We start from the raw sequence: 25,672 nt of genomic DNA on the forward strand, positions 1-25,672 counted from the left end.
CGTCAGACCGCTTGCCCTCGCGCCATGAGCGCGACCGCCACGCGGCAGATTCCGGAGTCTCACCTGTGCCAATTGCCCAGGCCAGACCAACGTGAAACGACTGGTTAAGTTCACTCACCAAAAGTAGTGATGTTAATGGATTAGCCCGCGGTAAGCACGCACGGATTGCCCGTTGCAGGAATTTTCAGGTCACGCATTTCAAGAAAAAACACGTGGCCATTCATTGATCAGCACATTCACAATCGCCTTTGCCTCCTATCGATGACGCAACCCGATAACTGAAACTGTCGCTGCCTGTAAGGGCGTTTCGTTGCAGCGTGCCAACGCGCGCTGGAGCTAAAAACAATGAAACGCATGCTCTTCAATGCGACACAGGCGGAAGAACTCCGTGTCGCCATTGTCGACGGTCAAAAACTTATTGATCTCGACATTGAATCCGCCGCCAAGGAACAACGTAAAAGCAACATCTACAAGGGTGTCATCACCCGCATCGAACCGTCGCTCGAAGCCTGCTTCGTCGACTACGGTGCCGAGCGCCACGGCTTCCTGCCCTTCAAGGAAGTCTCCCGCGCTTATTTCCAACCGGGCGTCGAAGCTGGTAAGGCCAAGATCAACGAGGCCCTGAAGGAAGGCCAGGAACTGATCGTTCAGGTCGACAAGGACGAGCGTGGCAACAAGGGCGCCGCCCTCACCACCTACGTCTCGCTGGCTGGCCGTTATCTGGTTCTGATGCCGAACAACCCGCGCGGTGGCGGTGTTTCGCGTCGCGTCGACGGCGACGAGCGCGCCGAATTGCGCGAAACCATGGATCAGTTGCAAGTGCCCAACGGCATGAGCCTAATCGCCCGCACCGCAGCCATCGGCCGCCAGGCCGAGGAACTGCAGTGGGACTTGAACTACCTGCTGCAATTGTGGAGCGCCATCGAAGGTGCCGCCCAGCAGCAAACTGGCGCTTTCCTGATTTATCTGGAAGGCTCGCTGGTCATCCGCGCCATACGCGACTACTTCCAGCCGGACATCGGCGAAATCCTGATCGACACCGATGAAGTGTTCGAGCAGGCTCGCGCCTTCATGGGCACGGTGATGCCGGGCAACGTCAATCGCGTCAAGCGTTATCGCGACGACGTGCCGCTGTTCTCCCGTTTCCAGATCGAGCACCAGATCGAGACCGCCTTCGCCCGCCAGGTCAACCTGCCGTCCGGCGGCGCCATCGTGATCGATCATACCGAAGCGCTGGTCGCTGTCGACGTCAACTCGGGCCGCGCCACCAAGGGTGCCGACATTGAGGAAACCGCGCTCAAGACCAACCTCGAAGCCGCCGATGAACTGGCTCGCCAGTTGCGCCTGCGCGACTTGGGCGGCCTGATCGTCATCGACTTCATCGACATGGAAAGCGCCAAGAACCAGCGCGAAGTCGAGAACCGCCTGCGCGACGCCCTGCGCTACGACCGCGCCCGCGTCCAGATGGGCAAGATCAGCCGCTTCGGCCTGATGGAACTCTCCCGTCAGCGCCTGCGTCCGGCCCTGGCCGAAACCAGCTACATCCCCTGCCCGCGCTGCACCGGCACCGGTCACATCCGCTCGACCGAATCGGCCGCGCTGCACATCCTGCGCATCCTCGAAGAAGAGGCAATGAAGGAAAACACGGCCGCCGTGCACGTCCAGGTGCCGGTCGACGTCGCCACTTTCCTGCTCAACGAGAAGCGTCCGGACATCCAGGCCATCGAATTGCGTCACAAGGTCACCATCCTGCTGATCCCGAACATCCATCTGGAAACGCCGGCCCACACCGTGACCCGTCTGCGCCACGACGACCTGAACCAGGACGATCTGCGCGAGCCGTCCTACAAGATGGTCGACATGCCGATCGAGGAAGCCATCAAGCAGGCGACCCAGCAGGAAAACGCCAAGCCGCGCCAGGAAGCCGCCATCAAGGGCATCTCTCCGGAACAACCCGCACCGATCGTGGCAGAAAAGACCGAAGCCGCACCGGCACCCGCTCAGGAAGAAGCCGGTTTCTTCTCGAAGCTCTTCTCCTGGTTCCGCAGCGAACCGAAGGTCGAGGAAGCCGCTCCGGAACCGACGCCCGCACCCCGCAAGAATCGCGAAGGCCGTGACGGTCGTCGCGACAATCGCCGTGGTGGCCGTAATGGCAACCGCCGCGACGAGGACCGCAGTGAGCGCGGCGAGCGCACCAATGGCAACCGTGGTGAACGCGCCGAACGCCCGGCCCGCGAAGAGTCCGCCGCGCAAGGTAATGGTGAGCGCCAGGAACGTCGCCAACGCGGCGAGCGCAAGGAGCGTCGCGAGCGTCAGCCGAACGAAGCCCAGGAAAACAAGCAGAATCGTCAGGCCGTGACGGATGATGTCCAAGCCGTCGCCATGCCGGCAGTCGCGCCGCAAGGCGGCGAAACGCCGGCCAACGAGGAAAACGGCGGTCGTCGTCGTGGTCGTCGTGGCGGCCGTGGTCGCAATGAACGCCGTAACGACGCAGAAAACGCCGTTGTCGCTGCCGAGGGTGAAAATATCGCTCCGATCGTTGCCGAAACGGTGACCGAAGCAGTTGCTCAGGAACCGATCGTGGTCGTCGTTCCCGCTCCGGTAGTCGAAGAAACCGTTACCGCCCCGGCAGCAACGGTCGAGGCGGCTCCGCTGGTTGAGGCACCGGCTCTGGCAGTCGTCGAAGTCGAAGCCCCGGCCGCCGAAGTCGAAAATTCGGTCGTCGAGACCGCTGCGGTCGAGACTGCTGCGGTGCACGTGCCGGAAGTGGCAAAAACCGAGGAGCCTGCTCCGGCGGTTGCTGTTACCGAACCGGCAGACATTGAAAAGTCGCTGGCCGAAAGCGGCCTGGTCATGGTCCAGACGAGTTTCGCTCCATCTGCAGTCGTCGCCGAGGAGCCGGTCAAGCTGGGCCGCGCCCGTAAGCCGAAGGCGGTCGTCGATAGCGGCGAGCCGATGGTCATGGTGGAAACGCAGAAGTAAGTAGCAAACGGTACCATGCAAAAAGGGCACCGCGAGGTGCCCTTTTCATTTGTTGCTTGCGTATTGAAGTTAGACGATCAGCGCCCTAGCCTCGGCCAAGTTCCCGCTTGATCTCTTTGACCAGGCCTTGTGCCGCATCTTCGACCATGTCCAGCACCAGATCGAAGCCGTGGCCGAGTCCGTAGTAAGGATCGGGTACTTCGTCATCGTCGAAATTATCGGCATAGTCCATGAACAGCTTGATCTTCGGGTGCTGCTCCGGCATCGCCATGCGCCGCAGGTTGTCGAGATTGCTCTTGTCCATGGCCAGGATCAGATCGAAGTAATCGAGATCCTGACGCGCCACCTTGCGGGCACGCAGTTGCGACAGGTTGTAGCCGCGTACCGAAGCGGCACGCTGCGTCCGCGAATCCGGCGGTTCGCCGACATGGTAGCCGTGCGTACCCGCAGAATCCACTTCAACAATATCACCCAATCGATTGATTTTAATGAAGTGTCTAAGCACCCCTTCAGCGGTGGGCGAGCGGCAGATATTGCCCATGCACACCAGCAGCACGCGGTATTTCATTAGGTCTCATCTCCATCGGGATCGTGCTGCGCCGCGCCGAAGACTTTTTCCCTGAGCCTGAAAAGTTCGTCGCGAGCAGCCGCCGCTTTTTCGAATTCCAAGTTTTTCGCACACTCTAGCATTTCTTTTTCCAGGCGTTTAATTTCCTTGGCCACTGCCTTTTCATCCATGGCCTCGTAAACCGCCTGCTGCTGGGCGGCCTTGAGTTCTGCCTGGGCCGATTCGGCGTCATAAACGCCGTCAATGATGTCCTTGATCTTCTTGGTAACGCCACGCGGCGTAATGCCGTTTTCCAGGTTGAACGCGATCTGTTTGTCGCGTCGGCGCTTGGTTTCGGCGATCGACTGCTCCATCGAACGGGTCATGTGATCGGCGTAAAGAATAGCCGTGCCATTGATATGGCGCGCAGCGCGCCCGATAGTCTGAATCAATGAACGTTCGGAGCGCAGGAAGCCCTCCTTGTCCGCGTCAAGAATAGCAACCAGCGAAACCTCCGGAATATCGAGACCTTCGCGCAGCAGGTTGATCCCGACCAGCACGTCGAATTCGCCCAGGCGCAAATCGCGGATGATCTCCACCCGCTCGACGGTATCGATATCGGAGTGCAAGTAACGCACCTTGATGCCGTTGTCGCCGAGAAAATCCGTCAGGTCTTCGGCCATGCGCTTGGTCAGCGTCGTCACCAGGACCCGCTCGCCCACCTCGATACGCTTGCGAATTTCGACCAGCAGATCGTCAACCTGCGTCGATGCGGGCCTGACGATAACCTCGGGGTCGATCAGCCCGGTCGGCCGCACCACCTGCTCGACCACCTGACCGGCGTGCTGCTGCTCGTAGTCGGCCGGCGTTGCCGAAACGAAAACCGTTTGCCGCATGTGCGCCTCGAATTCCTCAAAGCGCAGCGGCCGGTTATCCAGCGCGGAAGGCAGGCGGAAGCCGTAATCCACCAGATTTTCCTTACGCGAGCGGTCGCCCTTGTACATGCCACCGACCTGACCGATGGCGACGTGCGACTCGTCGATGAACATCAGCGCATCCGGCGGCAGGTAGTCGATCAGGGTTGGCGGCGATTCGCCGGCCTTACGTCCGGAAAGGTGCCGCGAATAGTTCTCGATGCCCTTGCAGAAGCCGATCTGGTCGAGCATTTCGAGATCGAAACGGGTACGCTGTTCGATGCGCTGTGCCTCCACCAGCTTGTTGTTCTTGGTAAACCAGTCGATACGCTCGCGCAGCTCCTCCTTGATAGCCTCGATGGCGCGCAACACGGTAGCGCGCGGCGTCACATAATGCGAAGCAGGGAAAACGGTGAAGCGTAGCGCCTTGTGAAAGAGCTGGCCGGTCAACGGGTCGAAAAACTGCAAGGCTTCGACCTCGTCGTCGAACAGCGAAACACGGATGGCATGCTCGGCGTGTTCGGCCGGAAAGATGTCGATGATGTCGCCGCGCACGCGGAACGTGCCGCGATGAAAATCCATCTCGTTGCGCTGGTATTGCATATCGGTCAGGCGCTTGATGATGGCGCGCTGGTCCATGCGATCGCCGACCCGCATGGTCAGGATCATGTTGTGGTATTCGTCACGGTCACCGATGCCGTAGATGCACGACACGGTGGCCACGATCACGACATCGCGCCGCTCGATCAGGCTTTTGGTCGCCGACAGCCGCATCTGCTCGATATGATCGTTGATCGAGCTGTCCTTCTCGATGAACAAATCACGCGAAGGCACGTAAGCCTCGGGCTGGTAATAGTCGTAGTACGAAACGAAGTACTCGACGGCATTCTCGGGCAGGAACTCCTTGAACTCCGAGTAAAGCTGCGCCGCCAGCGTCTTGTTCGGGGCCAGCACCAGCGCCGGCCTGCCAGTGCGGGCAATGACGTTGGCCATCGTGTAGGTCTTGCCCGAACCGGTCACGCCGAGCAAGGTCTGGAAGGACAAGCCATCCTCCAGACCTTCGACCAGCGCATCGATGGCTTTTGGTTGATCGCCGGCAGGCGGAAACGGCTGATGCAGACGATACGGGCTGCCTTCAAAGGTCACGACGGTGCTGCTGTTGGTTTCGCTCATGCTAGAATTCTTCGGTTGTCTTAAGCGCAGCGGATTGGCTGCGCGCACATCGTTCGTATTATTCCACGGAGTCCCTATGTCCTCTTCGATCTTCGCTGCGGTGGAAATGGCCCCGCGCGATCCCATCCTCGGTCTGAATGAAGCTTTCAACGCGGATGCACGCGAAACCAAGGTCAACCTCGGCGTTGGCGTCTATTTTGACGACAACGGCAAGATTCCGCTGCTGGCTGCCGTCAAGGCTGCCGAAGAGGCCCGCCTGAAGGCTGCCCCGCCGCGTGGCTACCAGCCGATCGAAGGTCCGGCCGCCTACAACACCGCCGTACAGAACCTGTTGTTCGGCAAGGATTCCGAGCTGCTGGCCAAGGGCCAGGTCATCACCGCCCAGGCCATCGGCGGAACCGGTGCCCTGAAGATCGGCGCCGACTACCTGAAGCGCCTGAACCCGACCTCCAAGGTTTACATTTCCAACCCGTCCTGGGAAAACCATCGCGCCCTGTTCGAAGCCGCCGGCTTCGTCGTCGAGGATTACACCTACTACGACGCCGCCACCCGTGGCGTGAATTTCGAAGGCATGAAGGCCGACCTGAACAAGATGGGTCCGGGTTCGGTCGTGCTGTTGCATGCCTGCTGCCACAACCCGACCGGTGCCGACATGAGCGACGCCCAGTGGGCTGAAGTCGTCGGCATCTGCAAGGAACGCGGCCTGGTGCCCTTCCTCGACATGGCCTATCAGGGCTTTGCCGACGGTATCGATGCCGACGCCGTGGCCATCCGCGCATTCTCGGCTTCCGGCCTGCAGTTCTTCGCCTCCAGCTCGTTCTCCAAGAACTTCTCGCTGTACGGCGAGCGCGTTGGCGCCCTGTCGGTCGTCACCGCGTCAAAGGACGAATCGGCTCGCGTCATGTCGCAGGTCAAGCGCGTCATCCGCACCAACTACTCCAACCCGCCGATCCACGGCGGCGCCCTGGTTTCCGCCGTGCTGGCCTCGACCGAACTGCGCGCCCAGTGGGAAACCGAACTGGCTGGCATGCGCGACCGCATTCGCGCCATGCGCACCGGCCTCGTTGAATCGATCAAGGCCACCGGCTGCGCTCAAGACTTCTCTTTCGTCGTCAAGCAACGCGGCATGTTCTCCTACACCGGCCTGACGGCCGCCCAAGTGGAACGCATGAAGGAAGAATTCGGCATCTACGCCGTGTCGACCGGCCGCATCTGCTTGGCTGCATTGAACACCAAAAACATCGACTACGTTGCCAAGGCCATCGCTGCCGTGACCAAGTAATCGAGCCGTACCGGCAACAAAAAAGGCGGGTAATCCCGCCTTTTTTGTTGTCAGTGATTTTTATTTGCCGACCGTGGTCGTCAATTCCGGCAGCGTTCCCGTGATCCGCACCGGCGTGCGTCGAGTTGTTACCGACGATTGCACGGAAACCGACAAGGCGGCATCGACCACATTCTGCCGATCGCAGGCAAATTGACCACCCGCTGTCAGCGAACCGGCATCCAACTGGATATTGCGCCCAACGAGCAGCTTGGGCTTCATGGCCAGCGAAACGCGCAGGCGATCGAACTTGGTCTGACCGGCGCGAACGAGCGCACCTGAACCGCGCCGACTCGCTTCGCCCAAATCGGCACCGCGCAAGATGCCGCGTGTCACTTCGGCATCCATCGTCGCTTCGACGTTTGCCCACACGCCTGCCCAATCCTTGCCGCTGCCGCGGAAGCGGAAGGCGCCACCAATATCGCCTTCCAGCTGCAGCTTGGGCATGAAGGCCGCACCAACCTTGCGCGAGTCCAAGCGGGTAACCGTACCCTCGCCGGCCATGGCCAGGCCGTTACTCCAATCGAGCAGCCAGTTGCCCTTGAGCAAACCTCCCAAGAAGGTGGTATCCAGATTCTGGATCAACAACTTGCCAGGCATTAGAACGCCATTGGCCTGCAAAGAATCGAGCGAGACGGGGATCTGCGCGGCCGGTTTCCAGGCACGACCTTCCAGTGCGAAGCGTAGCGATCGATCCGAAGTCGGCGATACCTCAAGCAATATGGAGCGTTCCTTGTTCTCGAAATTCGCTTTGCTGAGCAGGCCGCTCTCGTTGAACAGCATATCGCCATAGACGTCGCTGAATGCCAGATCGCCTGACAGGGTCAACTTTCCCTGCTCGATTCGAATTTGCGCAACCTTCAGTTCGCCATCGTCGAGCAACTGGCCACCCGTGATCGGCAACGCCAGCAAGCGCTCGACCGGCATCTCGACGCCGCTCAATGTCAAACGGGATATCGTCTGCGGACCACTCCGAACGGTTGCCAATGGCGAATGAATGCGAATTTCACCGATACGCGCATCGCCTTTTGCCCCCAGGCGAACATCGGTCAGCTTGACGTGTGGAGAAGGTAGCAAACCGAGCCCTACCTGACCGACCGTCACCGGCGTTTTGAGCAAGCGACTGGCCGAGCTTTCGACGGCCGGACGGAAACTATCGTAGGGATAGAACAACAAGACGAAAACCGCAAGCGCCAGCACAGCGGCAAGCGCGATACCGAGCGTACGGAACAAGGGAAGATTGGGCAAGGCCGGTGCTTCGGGCAGCTTGAATTTCGGCAAGGAAAGTTTGACGGCCGGTTTAGGTAACTTGAAGGATTTTTCGGGCTTGGCTTCGGGAACAGGTTCGGCCGCCGGCAGTATCGGTTTGCCAAAAGTCGAGAAACCGCTGGCAACGCTCGGCTCGGCGATGGAGTCCGGCGCCATCAGGGAGGCCTTTGACTCGAAAGTGGAGAACTGCGATAGCGCAGAGACCTTCTCTTTCTTTTCGCTCGGCGGAGACTCGGCTTCGGCCTGCAAGGCTTCGCTCCAGGCCGTCGTTGCGGCGACACCGGTCGGCGCGATGAAGCCCCCCTCTTCCAGCTCCTGCAGGGCGGACTCGACGAGTTGGGGGTTGGCGATTTTCTGCGAGAGTTCTTCGACGCTGAGTTTCCCGTCGACCATGATCAGCACCATACGCAGATTGCGCTGAACCACGCGGGTGCGCTGGCGGACGGCTTCATCTCCGGTCGGGGTCTTGGCGAATACGAGCGTGGGGTCCATGTTTATCGTTATGTCAGAAATGCGCAAAACGCTTGACGCAAGCGGTTCGGCTATCTATAATGCGCGCTTCTGTTCCCCGATAGCTCAGTCGGTAGAGCGCCGGACTGTTAATCCGTAGGTCCCTGGTTCGAGCCCAGGTCGGGGAGCCAAAAGTTTCAAGCATCAAGCCCAGCCATCGCGCTGGGCTTTTTGTTTTTCTTCCGCCGAAAAATCGTTTGGCAACGGTCGCTTGCATCAAATATTTTGTGTAATGGCGTAGATGTTAATGATCGTATCATTTTCCGTGAAAAATTGCTGCTTTTGCTAAATAAAACGGGCGATTCCGAACTGTCGAATATTTGATCTGTCTACTTGTGCGACCTTGCCCGGATACCGATAATTCTTCGCCATGCACAATGAAACCCTGCGCCCGGAAGCCACTCCCGACGGAATGAACGATTTTCGTCCCACCCTAGGCATGGGCAGCATGCAGCATCCGGAAGGGAGTCTGGTCGATCGCTACGGTCGCCGCATCACTTACGTTCGCCTGTCGATCACCGATCGTTGCGATTTCCGCTGCACCTACTGCATGGCCGAGGAAATGACTTTCCTACCACGCCAGGAGGTGCTGAGCCTGGAAGAATGCCTGCGTGTCGCCTCGGCCTTTGTCGGACTCGGCGTCAGCAAGCTGCGCATCACCGGCGGCGAACCGCTGGTGCGCAAGAATGCGATGTGGCTGATTGAGCGCCTGGGTGCCCTGCCCGGCCTCGACAACCTGGTACTGACAACCAATGGTTCGCAACTGGAACGCTTTGCGCAACCGCTGCGCGACGCCAAGGTGAGCCGCATCAACATCAGCCTCGACACGCTGAAGGCCGAACGCTTCAAGGCGATCACCCGGATCGGCGAACTGGACAAGGTGCTGCGCGGGATCGATGCAGCACGCGCCGCCGGCTTCAAGCGGACCAAACTGAATACCGTCATGATGCGCGGCATCAATGACGACGAATTTGTCGATCTGGTTCGCTTCGCCGTCGCGCAGGAACTCGATATTTCCTTCATTGAGGAAATGCCGCTCGGTGAAATCCACGGGCGTAGCGACACCTACATCTCTTCCGAGGAAACGCGCGAGCTTCTGGCGCCGCACTTCGATTTGATTCCGTCGGCCGAATCTTCCGGCGGCCCGGCGCGCTACTGGCGCATTCCCGGCAGCGAGACGCGCGTCGGCTTCATTTCTCCGCATAGCCACAATTTCTGCGACACCTGCAATCGCGTGCGCATCACTGCCAAGGGCGAACTCTACCCCTGCCTGGGACAGAACGACGCAACCAACCTGATGCAAGTATTGCGCTCCGGTGCGGACGACGCTGCATTGCGCCAAGCCATCGTCGACAGCATGGGCATCAAACCCTTTGGCCATGACTTCACGGCACAAATGGATGCGCCGCAAGTGGTACGCTTCATGTCGATGACCGGCGGCTGAGCAAATTACCAGAATGCCGCGGACAGCCACCGCTTTTCTGCCCCGGCACTTGGCCCTTCAGCGCCATTTCTGGCTGGCTTTTTTTGCCCTTGCTTCGCTATTTCTTTTTTTCCAGCGCCTATCTGCGCCATCGAGTTGGGTCATCGATAGCCTGCTGGCAACTTCAATTATCGCCAGCCTTTGGCTGCTCATCGTTGAATGGCAGACGCTACGCCGCACTGCCAGGGCGTATGAACTCGCGATGCAAGCAGCGCATGATGGATTCTGGGAATGGGATCCGCAAAGTAAACGCCTGCAGGTCGGTAAACGATTATTGGAAATACTTGGCTACCACGAAGATTTTCTAACCTCGACGCATGATTGGCTGAATATCGTTCACCCAGAGGACCGAGCCAAATACAACCATGCCGTTGCCGAGCACCTGAAAGGCAAGACGCAGTTTTTCTATTGCGAGTATCGGGTTCGAGCCAATGACGGTGGCTTTCGCTGGATTGGGTCACGCGGGATCGCCGTTTGTGATCGCCATGGCAAGGCATATCAGATGGTGGGATCAGTCACTGATATCACCGAGCGACGCCGGTACCAGGATAACCTCGAATTTCTCGCCAGCCACGATAGCCTGACCGGCCTGCCTAATCGGCACGACTTGGCACGTGCGCTCACCCAATCGGTCGCCTCTGCGCAGAATAACAAGACATTGCTAGGCTTGTTCTTTGTAGACCTCGATCGCTTCAAAGACATAAACGACACGCTAGGCCACCGGGCAGGCGACTTACTGCTACAAGGTGTCGCGCAACGTCTCGGGCAGTTATTCGGCACAAACAGTCGCATCTTTCGTCACGGGGGAGATGAGTTCATCATCCTATTGCCAGAGTGCCAGGACATTAGTTCTGCCTTGGCATTTGGCGAAGCGGTACGCGAAGCGATTGCCAGCCCGTTCAGTGGACATGACAGCGATTTCTTCACCAGCGCAAGCATCGGCTTGAGCTTGTATCCGCTTGACTCAAGCGATGCCGACACCCTGCTGCGCAACGGCGACACCGCAATGTATGCCGCCAAAGGCGCAGGAGGCAATGCCTTGCGGCAGTACAAACCGGAGATGAACGAAAGGCTTCAGCATCGGGTATCGCTGGAAAGCGGGTTGCGGCAAGCCATCGCAAGGAACGAACTGGAGCTTTATTTCCAACCCAAAATACAAATTCCCGACTGCCGCATTTGCGGGGCAGAAGCACTGCTTCGCTGGCATCACCAAGGCAGGATGATCCCCCCCGACCAGTTCATCCCGGTGGCCGAAGATACCGGGATGATCCTCGAAATCGGAGACTGGCTGACAAAGCGTTGCTTTGAACACATTCTGGAATGGCAAGCACGTGGTGCAACTGTTCCGCCGATAGCGATCAATCTGTCCCCACGCCAGTTCTGGCGCCGTCAGCCCGCCCAAGAAATCCTGTCCCAACTCGCCGCCAGCGGCCTGCCGAGTTCTGCCCTGCAGGTAGAAGTCACTGAATCGCTGATGCTGCATGCCGATAGCGGAGCGACTGAGGAGCTTCTCAGGTTACGCGAAGCGGGGTTGGATATTGCGTTGGATGACTTCGGGACAGGTTACTCCTCGCTCTCCTATCTACAACGCCTACCAATCACCGCTCTCAAGATCGACCGTGCCTTCATCAAAGAACTGGCTAACCTGGACAACAACCCCAGCATCGCCAACGGTGCAAGCCAGCAACGTGCTACTGCGTTGGTTGGGGCAATCATTGCCATGGCCCACAGTCTGTCTCTGGAGGTTGTCGCCGAGGGTGTCGAAACAGACGAGCAACTGCAGTGCCTGAAAGAGCTAGGTTGTGATATCGCTCAAGGCTACCTATTTAGTAAACCACTGCCAGCAGACGAATTTTTCAGCTCTTGGCTTGGTGAGAAGAGCGCTCAATTAACACGGACAACCCTAGAAAATACCTAGAGTCGTGGATTTCCAGCCTAGCTAGCAGCTAAGGATAGACTCTGCACAAACCAACAGACGAACTCACAGGGTCGCTGATCCAGCCAAGAAACGTAAAGAACAACGACAGAACAATGAAAAAGGCGACCCAGCGGGTCGCCTTTTCGTTGCGCTTGACCAGGTCTGTAAAGAACTGGCCAAGGCGCATTCTTACAGACCGCGAACGGCGCGCTTACGTTCGATTTCGGTCAGGAAACGCTTGCGCAGACGGATGGACTTCGGGGTCAGTTCGACCAGCTCGTCGTCGGCAATGAATTCGACAGCGGCTTCCAGGCTCAACTGGACCGGCGGCACCAGGCGGACGGCTTCGTCAGTACCGGAAGCACGCACGTTAGTCAGCTGCTTGCCCTTGATCGGGTTCACAACGAGGTCATTTTCGCGGCTGTGAATGCCGATGATCATGCCTTCGTACAGCTTTTCGCCGGGGCTGACGAACATGCGGCCGCGATCCTGCAGCTTCCACAGCGCGTAGGCCACGGCTTCGCCGTTATCCTGCGAAATCAGCACGCCGTTGCGACGCTCGGCGACGCCGCCTTCCTTGACCGGGGCGTATTCGTCGAACACGTGGCTCATCAGGCCGTTACCGCGGGTCAGGTTCATGAATTCGCCCTGGAAACCGATCAGGCCACGGGCCGGAATGCGGTATTCGATACGGACGCGACCGCGACCGTCCGGCACCATGTCGAGCATTTCGCCCTTGCGCAAGCCGAGCGCTTCCATGACGCCGCCCTGGTGTTCTTCTTCGACGTCGACGGTAAGCATTTCGTACGGCTCGCACTCGACGCCGTCTATGACCTTCTTGACGACGCGCGGGCGACCGACGGCCAGCTCGTAGCCTTCACGACGCATGTTTTCGAGCAGGATGCCAAGGTGCAGTTCGCCACGGCCGGCCACGTCGAACACGTCGCCGTTTTCGGTGTCATGCACGCGCAGCGCCATGTTGGTCAGCAGTTCCTTGTGCAGGCGATCACGCAGCTGGCGGCTGGTGACGAACTTGCCTTCGGTGCCGGCCAGCGGGCTGGTGTTGACCATGAACTGCATGGACAGGGTCGGCTCGTCGATCTTGAGCAGCGGCAGCGATTCCGGCTGATCCGGATCGGTCACGGTGCAACCCAGCACGAGGTCTTCGATACCGGTGATCTGCACGATGTCGCCAGCGTGGCCTTCTTCCAGCTCGACCTTGTTCAGGCCCTTGTAGCCGAAAACCTGGCCAATCTTGGCCTTGATCGGGGTGCGCTCATGCTCGGCAGCCTCTTCCTCGGTGCCGTACATGACCATGACGTTCTGGCCGGTCTTGACCTTGCCGCGGACGATGCGGCCAACGCCGATACGACCGACGTAGGAGGAGTAGTCGAGTGCGGAAATCTGCAGCTGCAGCGGCGCATCGACGTCGGCATCCGGTGCCGGCACGTGCGACAGGATCATGTCGAACAGCGGCTTCATGTCGACGCGCGGGGCGTCCAATTCCAGTGCAGCCCAGCCGTTCAGGCCGGAAGCGTAGACGATCGGGAAGTCGAGCTGCTCGTCGGTCGCACCCAGCTTGTCGAACAAGTCGAAAGTCAGGTTGACGGCGTTATCGGGATCGCCACCATCGCGGTCGACCTTGTTCACCAGCACGATGGGCTTCAGACCGAGGGCCAGGGCCTTCTTGGTTACGAAGCGGGTCTGCGGCATCGGGCCTTCGACAGCATCGACCAGCAGGACGACGCCATCGACCATGCCGAGCACGCGCTCGACTTCACCGCCGAAGTCGGCGTGGCCCGGGGTGTCGACGATGTTGATGTGAACACCGTTGTAATCGACCGAGGTGTTCTTGGAGAGAATGGTGATGCCGCGCTCTTTTTCCAGATCGTTGGAGTCCATCACGCGCTCATCCACCTGCTGGTGGGCGGCGAAGGTACCGGATTGACGGAGCAGCTGGTCGACGAGCGTGGTCTTGCCGTGGTCGACGTGAGCGATGATGGCGATGTTGCGGATAGGACGAGCGGACATGTGGAAGATTGCCTAAGCCTTTGAAAAAGGCCGTGATTCTACCATGCCAGTACAAGCTTTTGCTGCACTGCGAAAAAACTCTCTAAGCCAGATGGAGGCCGGTCAGCCAGACACCAGTCCGCGCTCGCCAAGCCATGCACAAGCGCTGTCCCAGCCATCGACGTAGGCAAACTCGAAAGGCGCCTCTCCAATCGCCTCACGAAACACCATCTCATAAAAGCTGGCGTACTGGCGATCGACAAAATGGTAGGCAACCGCCACCAGGCCGAGGCCCGCAAGCATCGCATTACTTTCTCGCCACAGCGGAATCAGCTCAGGAGGGATCAGCCCTTCACCACGAACCACGCAGTACGCCCCCCAGCGCTCCGGCCGAACACCAGCCCTGGCTTTCAACGCATCGATGTACGCATCGAAGGTCTCGCGATTCCAGGGTCCCTCCGCATCGAGGATGAAAACGCCCCGCTCGTTTCGCAGGTTGAAACTGCCATGCTGGCGGAAGCGCTGCGTACTCATTTCAGGCTCAACCTTCTTTGTTGCGCATGAAATCGGCGGTGTTGAAGAAATTCTCCAGCAGCTTGGCTCGGATGGATTCCTCGATGCCGACATCCTCCATCGCCAACACCATGCAGGCCACCCACTGATCGCGCTCCTGGGTACCGATGGCGAACGGCATGTGGCGAGCGCGCAGGCGGGGATGGCCGAATTTCTCGACGAACAGGTCCGGCCCACCGAACCAGCCTGAGAGGAACATGTACAGCTTGTCGCGCGAGCCTTGCAGACTCTCCGGATGCATGGCGCGCAGCTCCTTGAACTGCGGTACCGTGTCCATCAGTTCGTAGAAACGGTCGCACAGCTTGCCGACTGCGGCATCGCCGCCGATCTTTTCGTAGGTAGTCGTGGTGTTTTCCATCGTGTTCTCCCTTGATCAGGCTCAGCTTGGGCGCTTTTTACGCGCCGGCTGGCTCGGTTTTCCATAAGTGTCATTGCGCCCGCCCGCACCAGTCGCCCGAGCAGGTTGTCCGGGACGGCCACGGCTCGCTGCTGCGGTGGACGGGCGATTTTGGCCAAATTTGCCGCCCGGCTTCCCGGCGGCAGGCGCGGCCTTGGACTGCGCGCGTTGCGCCGTCGCCACGATGGCGGCCGCCTTCATGCCCGTACCGGCCGGTTGCCAGGCCGGCACCAGTTGTTTCTTGCCGTTGCCGATCAAGTCGGCGCGGCCCATTTCCTTCAGCGCCTCGCGCAACAGCGGCCAGTTTTCCGGATCGTGATAACGCAGGAAAGCCTTGTGCAGCTTGCGCTGACGTCCGTTGCGCACGGCCCCGACCACTTCCCCGCCCAGCCGATGCAGCTTCTTCAGCGGGTTGCGTTCGGTGTGGTACATCGTCGTCGCCAGCGCCATCGGTGTTGGCAGGAAGGTCTGCACCTGGTCGAGGCGGAAGTTGTTCTTTTTCAGCCACAGCGCCAGATTGACCATGTCCTCGTCCTGCGTCCCCGGATGGGCGGCGATGAAATACGGGATCAAGTATTGCTCTTTGCCGGCTTCGCGCGAGAAGCGGTCGAACAACTGCTTGAAGCGGTCGTAGGTCCCGATGCCCGGCTTCATCATCTTGGAGAGCGGGCCTTCCTCGGTATGCTCCGGCGCGATCTTCAGGTAGCCGCCGACGTGGTGCTGGACCAGTTCCTTGATGTATTCCGGCGAGCGCACAGCCAGATCATAGCGCAGGCCTGAGCCGATGGTGATGCGCTTCACCCCCTTGATTGCACGCGCCCGGCGGTAGAGCGAAATCAGCTGCGAGTGATCGGTATTCATGTTCTCGCAGATGTCCGGGTAGACGCAGGACAAACGGCGACAGGACGACTCGATCTTCTCGTCCTTGCATTTCAGGTGATACATGTTGGCCGTCGGCCCACCGAGGTCGGTGACGACACCGGTAAAGCCCGGCGTCTTGTCGCGCATTTCCTCGATCTCGCGAATGATCGAATCCTCGGAACGACTCTGGATGATGCGCCCCTCGTGCTCGGTGATCGAGCAGAAGGTACAGCCGCCGAAACAGCCGCGCATGATGTTGACCGAGAAACGGATCATCTCCCAGGCGGGAATTTTGGCCTCGCCATAGCTCGGATGCGGCCGACGGGCATATGGCGCTTCGTAAACGGCGTCCAGCTCCTCGGTGGACAGCGGAATCGGCGGCGGATTGAGCCAGACGTCGCGCTCACCATGCGCCTGCACCAAGGCCCGCGCATTGCCGGGGTTGGATTCGAGGTGGAAGGTGCGCGAGGCATGGGCGTAGAGCACCGGGTCGTCCTTGACCTGCTCATAGCTCGGCAGACGCACGACCGTATGGGCGCGGCGCTCGCGGCGGGCGGCCAGGCGCTCGCTGCGCGAGACGATGCGCACCGGTTGTGCGCCATCGGCAGCCACTGCTGCGGTGGACGCGGCATTTTGGCCAGAATCCATAGCGTACGGGTCGGCATGCTTGACCAGCGGCCCCGGCGTATCGACCTCGGTCGAATCCATCACCTCCCATTCGTCGGAAGGCAGCCAGCCCGGCGGCGTCATGAAGGCCGTGCCGCGGATATCGCGAATCTCGCCCACCTTGTCGCCCTTGGCCAGGCGATGGGCAATCTCGACGATGGCGCGTTCGGCATTGCCGAAGACCAGCAAATCGGCCTTGGAATCGGGCAACACGGAGCGGCGCACCTTGTCCGACCAATAGTCGTAATGCGCAATGCGGCGCAGGCTGGCCTCAATGGAGCCGATGATCACCGGCGTCCCGGAAAACGCCTCGCGACAACGCTGGGCATAGACGGTGACAGCGCGATCCGGACGCTTGTTCGGCTCGGCGTTGGGCGTGTAGGCGTCGTCGGAGCGGATCTTGCGGTCGGAGGTGTAGCGATTGACCATCGAATCCATGTTGCCGGCCGTGACGCCGAAAAACAGATTCGGTTTGCCCAGCTTGCGGAAGTCGGCTGCCGAATTCCAGTCCGGCTGGCTGATGATGCCGACACGGAAGCCCTGCCCTTCGAGCAGGCGCCCGATCAGCGCCATGCCGAAACTCGGGTGATCGATATAGGCGTCGCCGGTCACGAGAATGATGTCGCAGGAATCCCAACCGAGTTGTTCCATCTCGGCGCGAGACATCGGCAGGAAGGGGGCGGGACCGAAACGGTGCGCCCAGAATTTGCGATAGCCGAAGAGCGGACGCGGGGTTTGGGTGTTCGAAAGCATGCGCTATTTTACCTGAGAGCCAAAACGCTCGCGGCGAAGCTACCGCGGCGGCGCATTGACCGCTTTACCGGCAAAGAGTTCGCAGCGATCGTCAGGCGCCGCTACGCAGCGCCTCAAGCGGTGGTGTCGCCAACAGGCGACGGGCCAGCATCCAGCCAACCAGCAAGGTCAGCGCCGCGCCGGCCAGTGGCGCCAGCAGGATGGGCCACGGATCGAAGTGCAGCGATAAATCGAAGGCGCGGGTGGCAATGGCCCAACCGACAGCCGCCGCCGCCAGCGCCGCGATCAGCCCGGCACAGGCACCGATCACGGCCAGTTCGACGGCCATCGCTCGCCGGAGCTGGCCGCGCAAGGCTCCCAAGGCCCGCATCACGGCCAATTCGTAACGCCGCTCATCGAAAGCCGACAGCAAGGCGGCCTGCAACACCAGCGCCCCGGCCAGCAGCGTGAACAGGAAGACGAACTGGATCGCGGCGCTGACCTGACCGATGATGTTCTGCAACTGGCCGAGCATCGCACCAATGTCGATCACCGTCAGGTTCGGATAGCGCTTCAACAGCTCCGGCAGAGTCGTTTTATCGTCCGCGTTCAAATGAAAACTGGTGATATAGCTGGCGTTGGCATCGTCCAGCACGCCCGGCGGGGTCAACACGAAGAAATTGACGCGCATCGAGTCCCAATCGAGCTTGCGCAAACTACCGACTTTCATCGTCTGCTCGCGCCCGGCCACCGAAAACACCAACTCGTCGCCCAGACGAATACCGAGTGTCTTGGCCAATCCTTCCTCAACCGAAGCAACACCCTGCCCGCGCGCCTCCTCGCCCGCCCAGACACCGGCAACGACACGATTGCCGGGCGGCACGGTCGCTCGCCAGGAAAGATTGAATTCGCGCTCGACCAGACGTTGCGCCCGCTCGTCCTCGGGATAGCTGGCGGCGCTGACCGGCTTGCCGGCAATCTGCGTCAGGCGGCCGCGGATCATCGGCGACAGCTCGGCTTCGACACCGGCACTTTGCAGAAAATCGGCAACGCCATCACGTTGGTCTGGCTGGATGTTGATGACAAAACGGTTCGGCGCATCGACCGGCACCGTTTGTTGCCAAGCATCGAGCAATTCAGCACGGGTTACAGTGAGCAGGATCATGGCCATCAGGCCGATGGCCAGCGCCACGATCTGCAGCGTGCTCGATGCGCCGTGCTTGGCCAGACTGGCCAATCCCTGCCGCCAACCGAAGCCAACAACGCCGCGCATTCGCCCAAGGAGCAACACGATGGCCCGCGCTACCAGCCAGAATACCCCTAGGGCCATGACAAATCCGCCAACGGCAATGCCGCCGAGTTTGGCATTACCGGCAACGATGACGATCAAGCCGGCCAGCAAGAGTAACCCAAGTAAGTAACCGATGATCTGCCAGCGATTGGCTGGCCCCATTTCGCGGCGCAGAACGCGCAAGGTCGGCACGCTGGCCAATTGCAACAACGGCGGGAAAGCGAATCCGAAAAGCAGCACCACCCCGATGGCCAGCGCCGGATACAGCGCTGCAACTCCCGGCGGCGGCAACTGGATGGTAAATAGCCGCAGCAGCCATTCGGCCAGGACAAAATGCGCCGCATAGCCGAGCAAGCTGCCCAGCAGCGCCGCCAATGCTGCCAACCAGACGAAAAGCAAGGCGTGCAGACGGAGCAACTCGCCCTGCGTCGCGCCGAGGCAGCGCATCACCGCACAGGCATCGAGATGACGCTGCAGGTAGCGTCTGGCCGACAAGGCTGCGGCCACGGCAGCCAGGATGACCGTCAGCAGTGTCGCCAGACCGAGGAAACGCTGGGCGCGATCCAGGATGTTGCGCACCTCGGGGCGGGCGTTCTGGATGTCCTCGATCCTTTCGCCGCCGGCCAGGCGCGGCGTCAGCCAGCGCTTGTAGGCCTCGACGGCCCTGCCCTCGCCGGCCACCATCAAGCGGTAGCGAATACGCGAGCCGGGCTGGATCAGTCCGGACGCCGGCAAATCATCCAGATGCATCATCAGCCGCGGTGCCAGGTTGAAGAAATTGACCCCGCGATCGGGTTCCTGGGTCAGGATGCCGCCAGCTTCGAGACGCACCGCACCTAGACCCAGCGTTTGGCCGGGTTGCAGGTTCAGCGCACTGGCCAAACGCTCATCGGGCCAGGCACTCCCCTTGGTTGGTCCTTGCTCCATGGCTTGGACCGGCTGCTGCACCGCGGGCGCCACACCCAGCTCGCCACGCAGCGGATAATCCCCGCTGACGGCCTTGATTTCGGCCAGTTGAGGCTGTGCACCGGAAAACACCATGCTCGGGAATAACCAGGCCTCAGCAACACGCAGTCCTTGCCTTCTTGCCTCCCCGGCATAGGCTTCGGCCAGCGGATGCTCGGCACTGACGACCAGGTCGCCGCCCATCATCTGCTGCGCCTGGCGGTCCAGCGCCTGCCGGACCCGGTCGGCGAAAAACCCGACAGCGCTGACCGCCGCCACGGCAACGACCAGCGAAGCAAACAGCAGGCGCAGTTCGCCGGAGCGCAATTCCCGGCGCAGCAGGCGCCAGGCCAGGCGGATCATGTGGGTTCGGCCCAGCGCGAGCGGAACTCCTCGGCCGGCACCGCGCGTCCGTGCAGGAATCCCTGCAACTGCTGGCAACCGAGCTGGCCGAGAAAATCGGCCTGCTGCTCGGTCTCGACGCCTTCGGCCACCACTTCGAAGCCCAGGCTGTTGGCCAATTCCATGACGGTGCGGATGATCGCCTCGTCATCCGGATTCTGGCCGATACCCTCGACGAAGGACCGGTCGATCTTCAATTGCTGCACTGGCAGCATCTTCAGGTAACTGAGCGAGGAATAGCCGGTACCGAAATCATCCAGGGCCAGCATGACCCCGAGATCGCGCAGGCGGTCGAGCAGATCGAAGGACTGGCCGACCGCCATGACCACTGATTCGGTCAATTCCAGCTTCAGCCAAGACGGATTCATGCCAGTTTCGCGCAGGATGGCCGCCAGCGTATCGACGAATTCCGGTCGCTCGAGCTGCTTAACCGACAGATTGACCGAAACATGTGGCAATTCGAACCCATTGTCGCGCCATTGCATGACCTGACGGCAGGTTTCGCGCAGCACCCATTCGCCGAGCGGTACGATCAGACCCGACTCTTCTGCGATCGGAATGAAGCGAACCGGCTTGACCTCGCCGAGTTCCGGGCTATGCCAGCGCACCAGGGCCTCGGCGCCGACAAGACGTCCGCTTTGCGTTTCGACCTGAGGTTGCAGGAAGACCGTCAATTCGCCATTGGCCAACGCCCGCCGCAGCAGGTTCTCCATGCGGATGCGCTCCTGCGCATCGCGCGTCATGGCCGAGGTGTAGAAGTAATACTGTCCGCGGCCGGCCGCCTTGGCGCGGTACATCGCCGTATCGGCATTGCGCATCAGATCGAGTACGCTGCCGCCATCGCCTGGGAACAGGCTGATGCCGACCGACGCCGAAAGAAACAGTTCGTGCGCACCGATCCGGAAAGGCTGATCGAAGGTGGCGAGAATTTCCCTGGCTAGGGTTTCGACATCGGTCTCCCCGGCCAGGCCTTCCATCAAACAGATGAATTCATCGCCGCCCAAACGGGCCAGCATGTCGATCAGGCGCACATGCTCTGACAAGCGCTCAGCCACGACAACGAGCAATTCGTCGCCGATGCCGTGCCCGAGCGAATCGTTGACCTGCTTGAACTGGTCGAGATCGATGAACAGCACCGCCAGGCGTTGCCCGTTCTGCTTCGCCTCGCGCATCGAAGCTTCCAGGCGCTCCAGGAAGCAGCGGCGATTCGCCAGGCCGGTCAGCGGATCGTGATAGGCCAGGTAATTCAGCTTGCTCTCTGCCTGACGCCGCTCGGCGATTTCATCTTCCAGCTGTGCGTTGGTCCGCTTCAACTCCTCGGTGCGCGACTCCACCTGCAATTCAAGCGTATCGCGCGCCGCCTTCAGGCGCCCCTCCTGGTCGGTCAAAATGCGCTGGGCGCGACGGACGACCAGGAATTGCATCAGGTAGAGCATGGCGAAGACGGAGAAGACGCCCATGGTCACCACCCACAACCCCTTTTTCAGGCTGCTGGTGAACGGCGTGACGTCCTGGTAGAGCTCGAAAACCCCCACCGGAACCGGATGCTTGCCCTTGATCGGAATATAGCTGGCCAGCAGATCGACCTCGGAAACGGTGCCCTCGAAGCTGTCCGTGCTGTTGCGGTGGGTCAGTTCCGAGACGACTTCGCCATTCATCGCCGCCTTGAAACCCGGGTTATCCAGCTTGCTCTCGCCGACCTGCGCCGGATTGGTCGAGAAGATGGTCACCCCATTGCGGTTATAGACCTTGACCTTGATGACTGCCGTATCGCGCATCAGTTCGACCACCTGGCGACGCAATTCGTCGGCTTGGCGAGAATTCCGCCCGCTACCGACATTACTGCCGACCGACGAGTCGATGAGATCGCCCATCAAGCCACGCAGGGAATTTTCGAAGACCTGCGCCATCGCCACATTGCGGCTCTCCGCCAGATCTTTCATCTGCTGCAGCGAAAGATGGCGATATAGCGGCCCGAGTATGCCGGCCGCCAGAACGATCAGGATGAAACTGACCGTCGAGAAATAGCGCGATAAATTAAACATTAGTTCTAAAGTATTAGGCCTCCAAGCTTATTCCAACTCACGCAGGCGCGCCACCGCTTCCTCCACGCGTTTGACGGCAATGACCTCCATGCCCGGTATCGCTTGTTTGGGCCGATTCGCTTCAGGAATCAGGGCGCGTGTGAAACCGAGCTTGGCTGCTTCCTTCAAACGCTCCTGCCCGCGCGGTGCCGGGCGAATTTCACCGGCCAGCCCGACCTCGCCGAACACGATCAGCTTGGCCGGCAAGGGCTTGTTCTTCAGCGACGAGGTGATGGACAAGAGTACCGCCAGATCGGCTGCCGGCTCGCTGATCTTGACGCCGCCAACGGCATTGACGAAAACATCCTGATCGAAGCAGACCACACCGGCGTGCCGGTGCAAGACCGCCAGCAGCATGGCCAGACGCTGCGCATCCAGGCCCACCGTGAGCCGTCGCGGATTGCCGTGCGCCGTATCGACCAGCGCCTGGATTTCCACCAGTAGCGGTCGTGTTCCTTCCTGCGTCACCAAGACGCAGGAACCGGCCACGTCCTGCCCGTGCTGCGACAGGAAAAGCGCCGACGGGTTGTTCACGCCCTTCAGCCCCTTGTCGGTCATGGCGAAGACGCCCAGTTCATTGACCGCGCCAAAGCGATTCTTGAAGGCTCGTACCAGACGGAAGCTGGAATGCGTGTCGCCTTCGAAATAGAGCACGGTATCGACGATGTGCTCGAGCACGCGTGGCCCGGCCAGGGCGCCCTCCTTGGTCACATGGCCGACCAGGATCACCGTGATGCCCGATTGCTTGGCCAGGCGGGTCAGTTGCGCTGCGCATTCGCGCACCTGGGCGACCGATCCCGGCGCACTGGAGAGCTGATCCGACCACAGGGTCTGGATCGAATCGATCACCGCGACCTGCGGCTTTTCCGCCTGCAGCGTGGCCAGGATGCGCTCCAGGTTGATCTCGGCCATCAACTGGAGTTGGCGGGTATCAAGGCTCAAACGACGCGCCCGCAAGGCGACCTGCTCACCCGACTCCTCGCCGCTGACGTAGAGCACCTTGTGGCCGGTCGACAGATGCGATAGCGCCTGCAACAGCAAGGTGCTCTTGCCGATGCCGGGGTCGCCACCGATCAGCACGACGCCGCCGGCAACCAATCCGCCGCCAAGCGCCCGGTCAAACTCGGAAATTCCGGTAGGGATACGCTCCGCTTCGCGCGCCTCGATTTCCGACAGGGTCTGCAACTTGGCATTTGGCGCCAGCGATTCGAAGCGGTGATTGGCCGGCGCTTTTTCGGCAATCGCCTCGACCAGCGTATTCCATTCGCCGCAGCCGGGGCACTGCCCCTGCCATTTCGGGCTAGTCGCGCCGCACTCGGTGCAGCTATAGATGGTCTTGGTTTTTGCCATTTACAGCCCGTCCACCGCAGTAGGCACCCGCGGGGCCAAGGCACAGAACAATTCGTAGGCAATGGTACCGGCGGCCGTAGCCACTTCGTCGGCCGGCACCTCGCCGGCGATGCCCTTGCCCCACAGCGTCACCGGCGCACCGAGGCCGGCGTCGGGAATGTCGGTGATGTCGCAGGCCAGCATGTCCATCGACACCCGGCCGACGGTACGCGTACGTTGGCCCAGCACGGCAATCGGCGTGCCGCTCGGGGCGTGGCGCGGGTAGCCATCGGCGTAGCCGCAGGCGACGATGCCGATGCGCATCGGCTTGTCCGCTGTGAAGGTTCCGCCATACCCGACGCGCTCGCCGGCTTGCAGTTCCTGGACGCCGATCAGCGCGCTCTCCAGGGTCATCACCGGCTGCAGGCCGAGATCGGCCGCGCTACGGTCGACGAAGGGGCTGGCGCCATAGAGGACGATGCCGGGACGCACCCAATCGCCATGGGTTTCGGGAAAATCGAGAATGGCCGCCGAATTGGCCAGGCAGACGCCGCCCGTCCAGCCAGCGCTCATCGCCTTGAAGCGTTCGAGCTGCCAGGCAATGCCACGCTCGCCGTCGGCTTCGGCAAAATGAGTCATCAAGGTTAGCTTCAAGTTTTCCTGGGCACGCAGCCGTTCCAGCGCCAGCGGCAGCGTTTTGTCGGTGAAACCGAGCCGGTTCATGCCGGTATTGAGTTTGACGTAAACCTCCTGCGGCGCGGCGAGCGGGCCGGCATCGAGGAACATGTCCAGTTGCTCGGAGCAATGGATGACCGTGGTCAAACCGTATTCGCGCACGGCGCGGGCATCGCGCGTGCTGAAAATGCCTTCGAGCAGCAGGATGGGTTGGCTAACGCCGGCTTCGCGCAGGGCGACGCCGTTTTCCGTTTCCAGGATGGCGAAGCCGTCAGCCTCTTCGCGCAATGCGTCTACGGCACGCCATTGCCCATGGCCGTAGGCATTGGCCTTGATCACTGCCCAGGCGCGAGCGTTGGCGGCGTGGCGCTTAACCACCCGGTAGTTGTGCAACAGGGCCGCCGGCGCAATGCGCGCCCGGATGGGGCGGGAAGTCTTCATAAAGCCAGTTCTTTCAGCTTGCTCTTGGCAAAATCGATGAAGGTGGCGATCAGGCGGGACTGGAAGCGGTCTTCCGGGTGTATCAGGTGGAAGCTGCGCTTGAGCGGCGGATCGAGCGGAATCGAAACCAGTTCGCCGAGCTGGGTTTCCTTCTCGACCACGGCCCGCGACACGATGGCAAAGCCCAGGCCGGTGGCGACAACGCCTTTCAGCGCTTCCGGGCTACCCAGTTCCATCTGGGTCTTCAGGCTATCCGGCTTGATCTTGTGGCTACGGAAATAGGTATCGGTGATTTCGCGCGTGCCGGAACCCGGTTCGCGCGAAATGAATTCGTATTCGGACAGAACCTGCGGCGACACCGACTTCATTTCCGCCAGCGGATAATCGGGAGCGCAGACGGCGCGCAACTCGTCCTCGCAGCAGATGACGCTGGTCAGGCCCGACAGCTTGGCCGGCGCCTCGATCAGCCCGACATCCAGCGTGTGTTCGGCGACGCGGCTTTCGATGCTTTCCGAATTGGCCACGATCAGCCGGGCGCGCACTTGCGGGTAGAGTGCGTTGAATTCGCCCAGCACGCGCGGCAGCATGAATTCGGCGATGGTCGTGCTGGCGCCGACCAGCAAGGGGCCACGCATCTCGCCGGTCATTTCCGACAGGCGGGTTTCCATCTCGTCTGACAAGGCGAGGATTTTCTCGGCGTAGGACAAGACCAGTTCGCCGGCCGGCGTCAGCGAGATGCTGCCGTGTCGCCGCTCGAACAGGCGCGTACTGTACTGCTCCTCCAGTTGTTTGATCTGGAAGGTGACGGCCGGCTGCGTCATGAACAGCGCGTCGGCGGCTCGCGTGAAGCTCAGATGCTTGGCTACGGCATGAAAGACCTGCAGGCGCCGGTCAGCCATGATGGTTCTCCCTTGGGATGCGCGGACGCTATTTCAACACATTCCGAAGCCTTGCCGCTCAAGCTGCTGATTTTTTGCCAAAAACGCCCGTGCACCGCAGCTGTCACGGAAGTTTCATCATCGGCCGCTATGGTCTGGCCTTTTACCCAAGACAGGCGCATGATCGAACTGTTATGCACAAACCCGCTGTCAAGACAAGCCTTGCGCCGTTGCCAAAGCGTGGTATAAACCTCGCCCAAAGTCATATATA

The 25,672-nt window shown here is 60.7% G+C and carries 16 protein-coding genes and 1 tRNA gene; 5 read left to right on the forward strand and 12 right to left on the reverse strand.

The genetic code is table 11. The annotated features are described in order from the left end of the window. The first annotated feature begins 345 nt into the window (after window positions 1-345). Complete coding sequence (locus WIF35_RS03685) at window positions 346-2,982, forward strand: Rne/Rng family ribonuclease (RefSeq protein ID WP_412480219.1); 2,637 nt, start codon at window positions 346-348, stop codon at window positions 2,980-2,982. 85 nt (window positions 2,983-3,067) lie between these two features. On the opposite strand, the gene WIF35_RS03690 is transcribed toward WIF35_RS03685, so the two are convergent. Both WIF35_RS03690 and uvrB read right to left on the reverse strand, forming a co-directional pair. Beyond that, window positions 3,068-3,550: a low molecular weight protein-tyrosine-phosphatase gene (locus tag WIF35_RS03690; protein ID WP_412480220.1), complete on the reverse strand. Its 483-nt coding sequence runs from the start codon at window positions 3,548-3,550 to the stop codon at window positions 3,068-3,070. Then, window positions 3,550-5,616: an excinuclease ABC subunit UvrB gene (gene uvrB / locus WIF35_RS03695; RefSeq protein ID WP_412480221.1), complete on the reverse strand. Its 2,067-nt coding sequence runs from the start codon at window positions 5,614-5,616 to the stop codon at window positions 3,550-3,552. The genes WIF35_RS03690 and uvrB overlap by 1 nt, the downstream gene beginning before the upstream one ends. A gap of 76 nt (window positions 5,617-5,692) precedes the next feature. Between uvrB and WIF35_RS03700 the strand changes: the two genes are divergently transcribed. After that, complete coding sequence (locus WIF35_RS03700; RefSeq protein WP_412480222.1) at window positions 5,693-6,898, forward strand: amino acid aminotransferase; 1,206 nt, start codon at window positions 5,693-5,695, stop codon at window positions 6,896-6,898. Between the two features lie 60 nt (window positions 6,899-6,958). Here the strand turns inward: WIF35_RS03700 and WIF35_RS03705 are convergent, their stop codons facing one another. Beyond that, on the reverse strand, window positions 6,959-8,698 hold the full coding sequence (locus tag WIF35_RS03705) for a hypothetical protein (protein ID WP_412480223.1): 1,740 nt from the start codon (window positions 8,696-8,698) through the stop codon (window positions 6,959-6,961). A gap of 73 nt (window positions 8,699-8,771) precedes the next feature. On the opposite strand from WIF35_RS03705, the gene WIF35_RS03710 reads away from it, so the two are divergent. The 3 genes from WIF35_RS03710 to WIF35_RS03720 all read left to right on the forward strand — a co-directional run bounded on the left by WIF35_RS03710 (window position 8,772) and on the right by WIF35_RS03720 (window position 12,117). Further along, window positions 8,772-8,847, forward strand: a tRNA-Asn gene (locus WIF35_RS03710). Between the two features lie 239 nt (window positions 8,848-9,086). Continuing rightward, window positions 9,087-10,160, forward strand: coding sequence for a GTP 3',8-cyclase MoaA (moaA, locus tag WIF35_RS03715; RefSeq protein WP_412480224.1), 1,074 nt, complete (start codon window positions 9,087-9,089; stop codon window positions 10,158-10,160). Window positions 10,161-10,173: 13 nt separating this feature from the next. Further along, window positions 10,174-12,117: a putative bifunctional diguanylate cyclase/phosphodiesterase gene (locus WIF35_RS03720; protein WP_412480225.1), complete on the forward strand. Its 1,944-nt coding sequence runs from the start codon at window positions 10,174-10,176 to the stop codon at window positions 12,115-12,117. A gap of 189 nt (window positions 12,118-12,306) precedes the next feature. On the opposite strand, the gene typA is transcribed toward WIF35_RS03720, so the two are convergent. From typA to WIF35_RS03765, 9 genes are all read right to left on the reverse strand, one after another. After that, window positions 12,307-14,148, reverse strand: coding sequence for a translational GTPase TypA (gene typA / locus WIF35_RS03725; RefSeq protein WP_412480226.1), 1,842 nt, complete (start codon window positions 14,146-14,148; stop codon window positions 12,307-12,309). 102 nt (window positions 14,149-14,250) lie between these two features. Then, on the reverse strand, window positions 14,251-14,661 hold the full coding sequence (locus WIF35_RS03730; RefSeq protein WP_412480227.1) for a hypothetical protein: 411 nt from the start codon (window positions 14,659-14,661) through the stop codon (window positions 14,251-14,253). 7 nt (window positions 14,662-14,668) lie between these two features. Beyond that, window positions 14,669-15,058, reverse strand: coding sequence for a group II truncated hemoglobin (locus WIF35_RS03735; RefSeq protein ID WP_412480228.1), 390 nt, complete (start codon window positions 15,056-15,058; stop codon window positions 14,669-14,671). 21 nt (window positions 15,059-15,079) lie between these two features. After that, the gene (locus WIF35_RS03740; RefSeq protein ID WP_412481210.1) at window positions 15,080-17,290 is read right to left on the reverse strand and encodes a YgiQ family radical SAM protein; all 2,211 of its coding nucleotides are present in this window, start codon (window positions 17,288-17,290) and stop codon (window positions 15,080-15,082) included. A gap of 178 nt (window positions 17,291-17,468) precedes the next feature. Next, complete coding sequence (locus tag WIF35_RS03745) at window positions 17,469-19,955, reverse strand: ABC transporter permease (protein WP_412480229.1); 2,487 nt, start codon at window positions 19,953-19,955, stop codon at window positions 17,469-17,471. Beyond that, window positions 19,952-22,039 carry a putative bifunctional diguanylate cyclase/phosphodiesterase gene (locus tag WIF35_RS03750; RefSeq protein WP_412480230.1) on the reverse strand — a complete coding sequence of 696 codons (2,088 nt, stop codon included), beginning with the start codon at window positions 22,037-22,039 and terminating at the stop codon, window positions 19,952-19,954. The genes WIF35_RS03745 and WIF35_RS03750 overlap by 4 nt, the downstream gene beginning before the upstream one ends. Window positions 22,040-22,066: 27 nt before the next feature. After that, the gene (gene radA, locus WIF35_RS03755) at window positions 22,067-23,428 is read right to left on the reverse strand and encodes a DNA repair protein RadA (protein ID WP_412480231.1); all 1,362 of its coding nucleotides are present in this window, start codon (window positions 23,426-23,428) and stop codon (window positions 22,067-22,069) included. Next, on the reverse strand, window positions 23,429-24,523 hold the full coding sequence (alr, locus tag WIF35_RS03760; RefSeq protein ID WP_412480232.1) for an alanine racemase: 1,095 nt from the start codon (window positions 24,521-24,523) through the stop codon (window positions 23,429-23,431). Beyond that, the gene (locus WIF35_RS03765; RefSeq protein ID WP_412480233.1) at window positions 24,520-25,422 is read right to left on the reverse strand and encodes a LysR family transcriptional regulator; all 903 of its coding nucleotides are present in this window, start codon (window positions 25,420-25,422) and stop codon (window positions 24,520-24,522) included. Before WIF35_RS03765 ends, alr begins: the two co-directional genes overlap by 4 nt. Between the last annotated feature and the right edge of the window lie 250 nt (window positions 25,423-25,672).

Source organism: Azonexus sp. IMCC34839 (genome assembly GCF_047047955.1).
Lineage (GTDB): Bacteria > Pseudomonadota > Gammaproteobacteria > Burkholderiales > Rhodocyclaceae > Azonexus.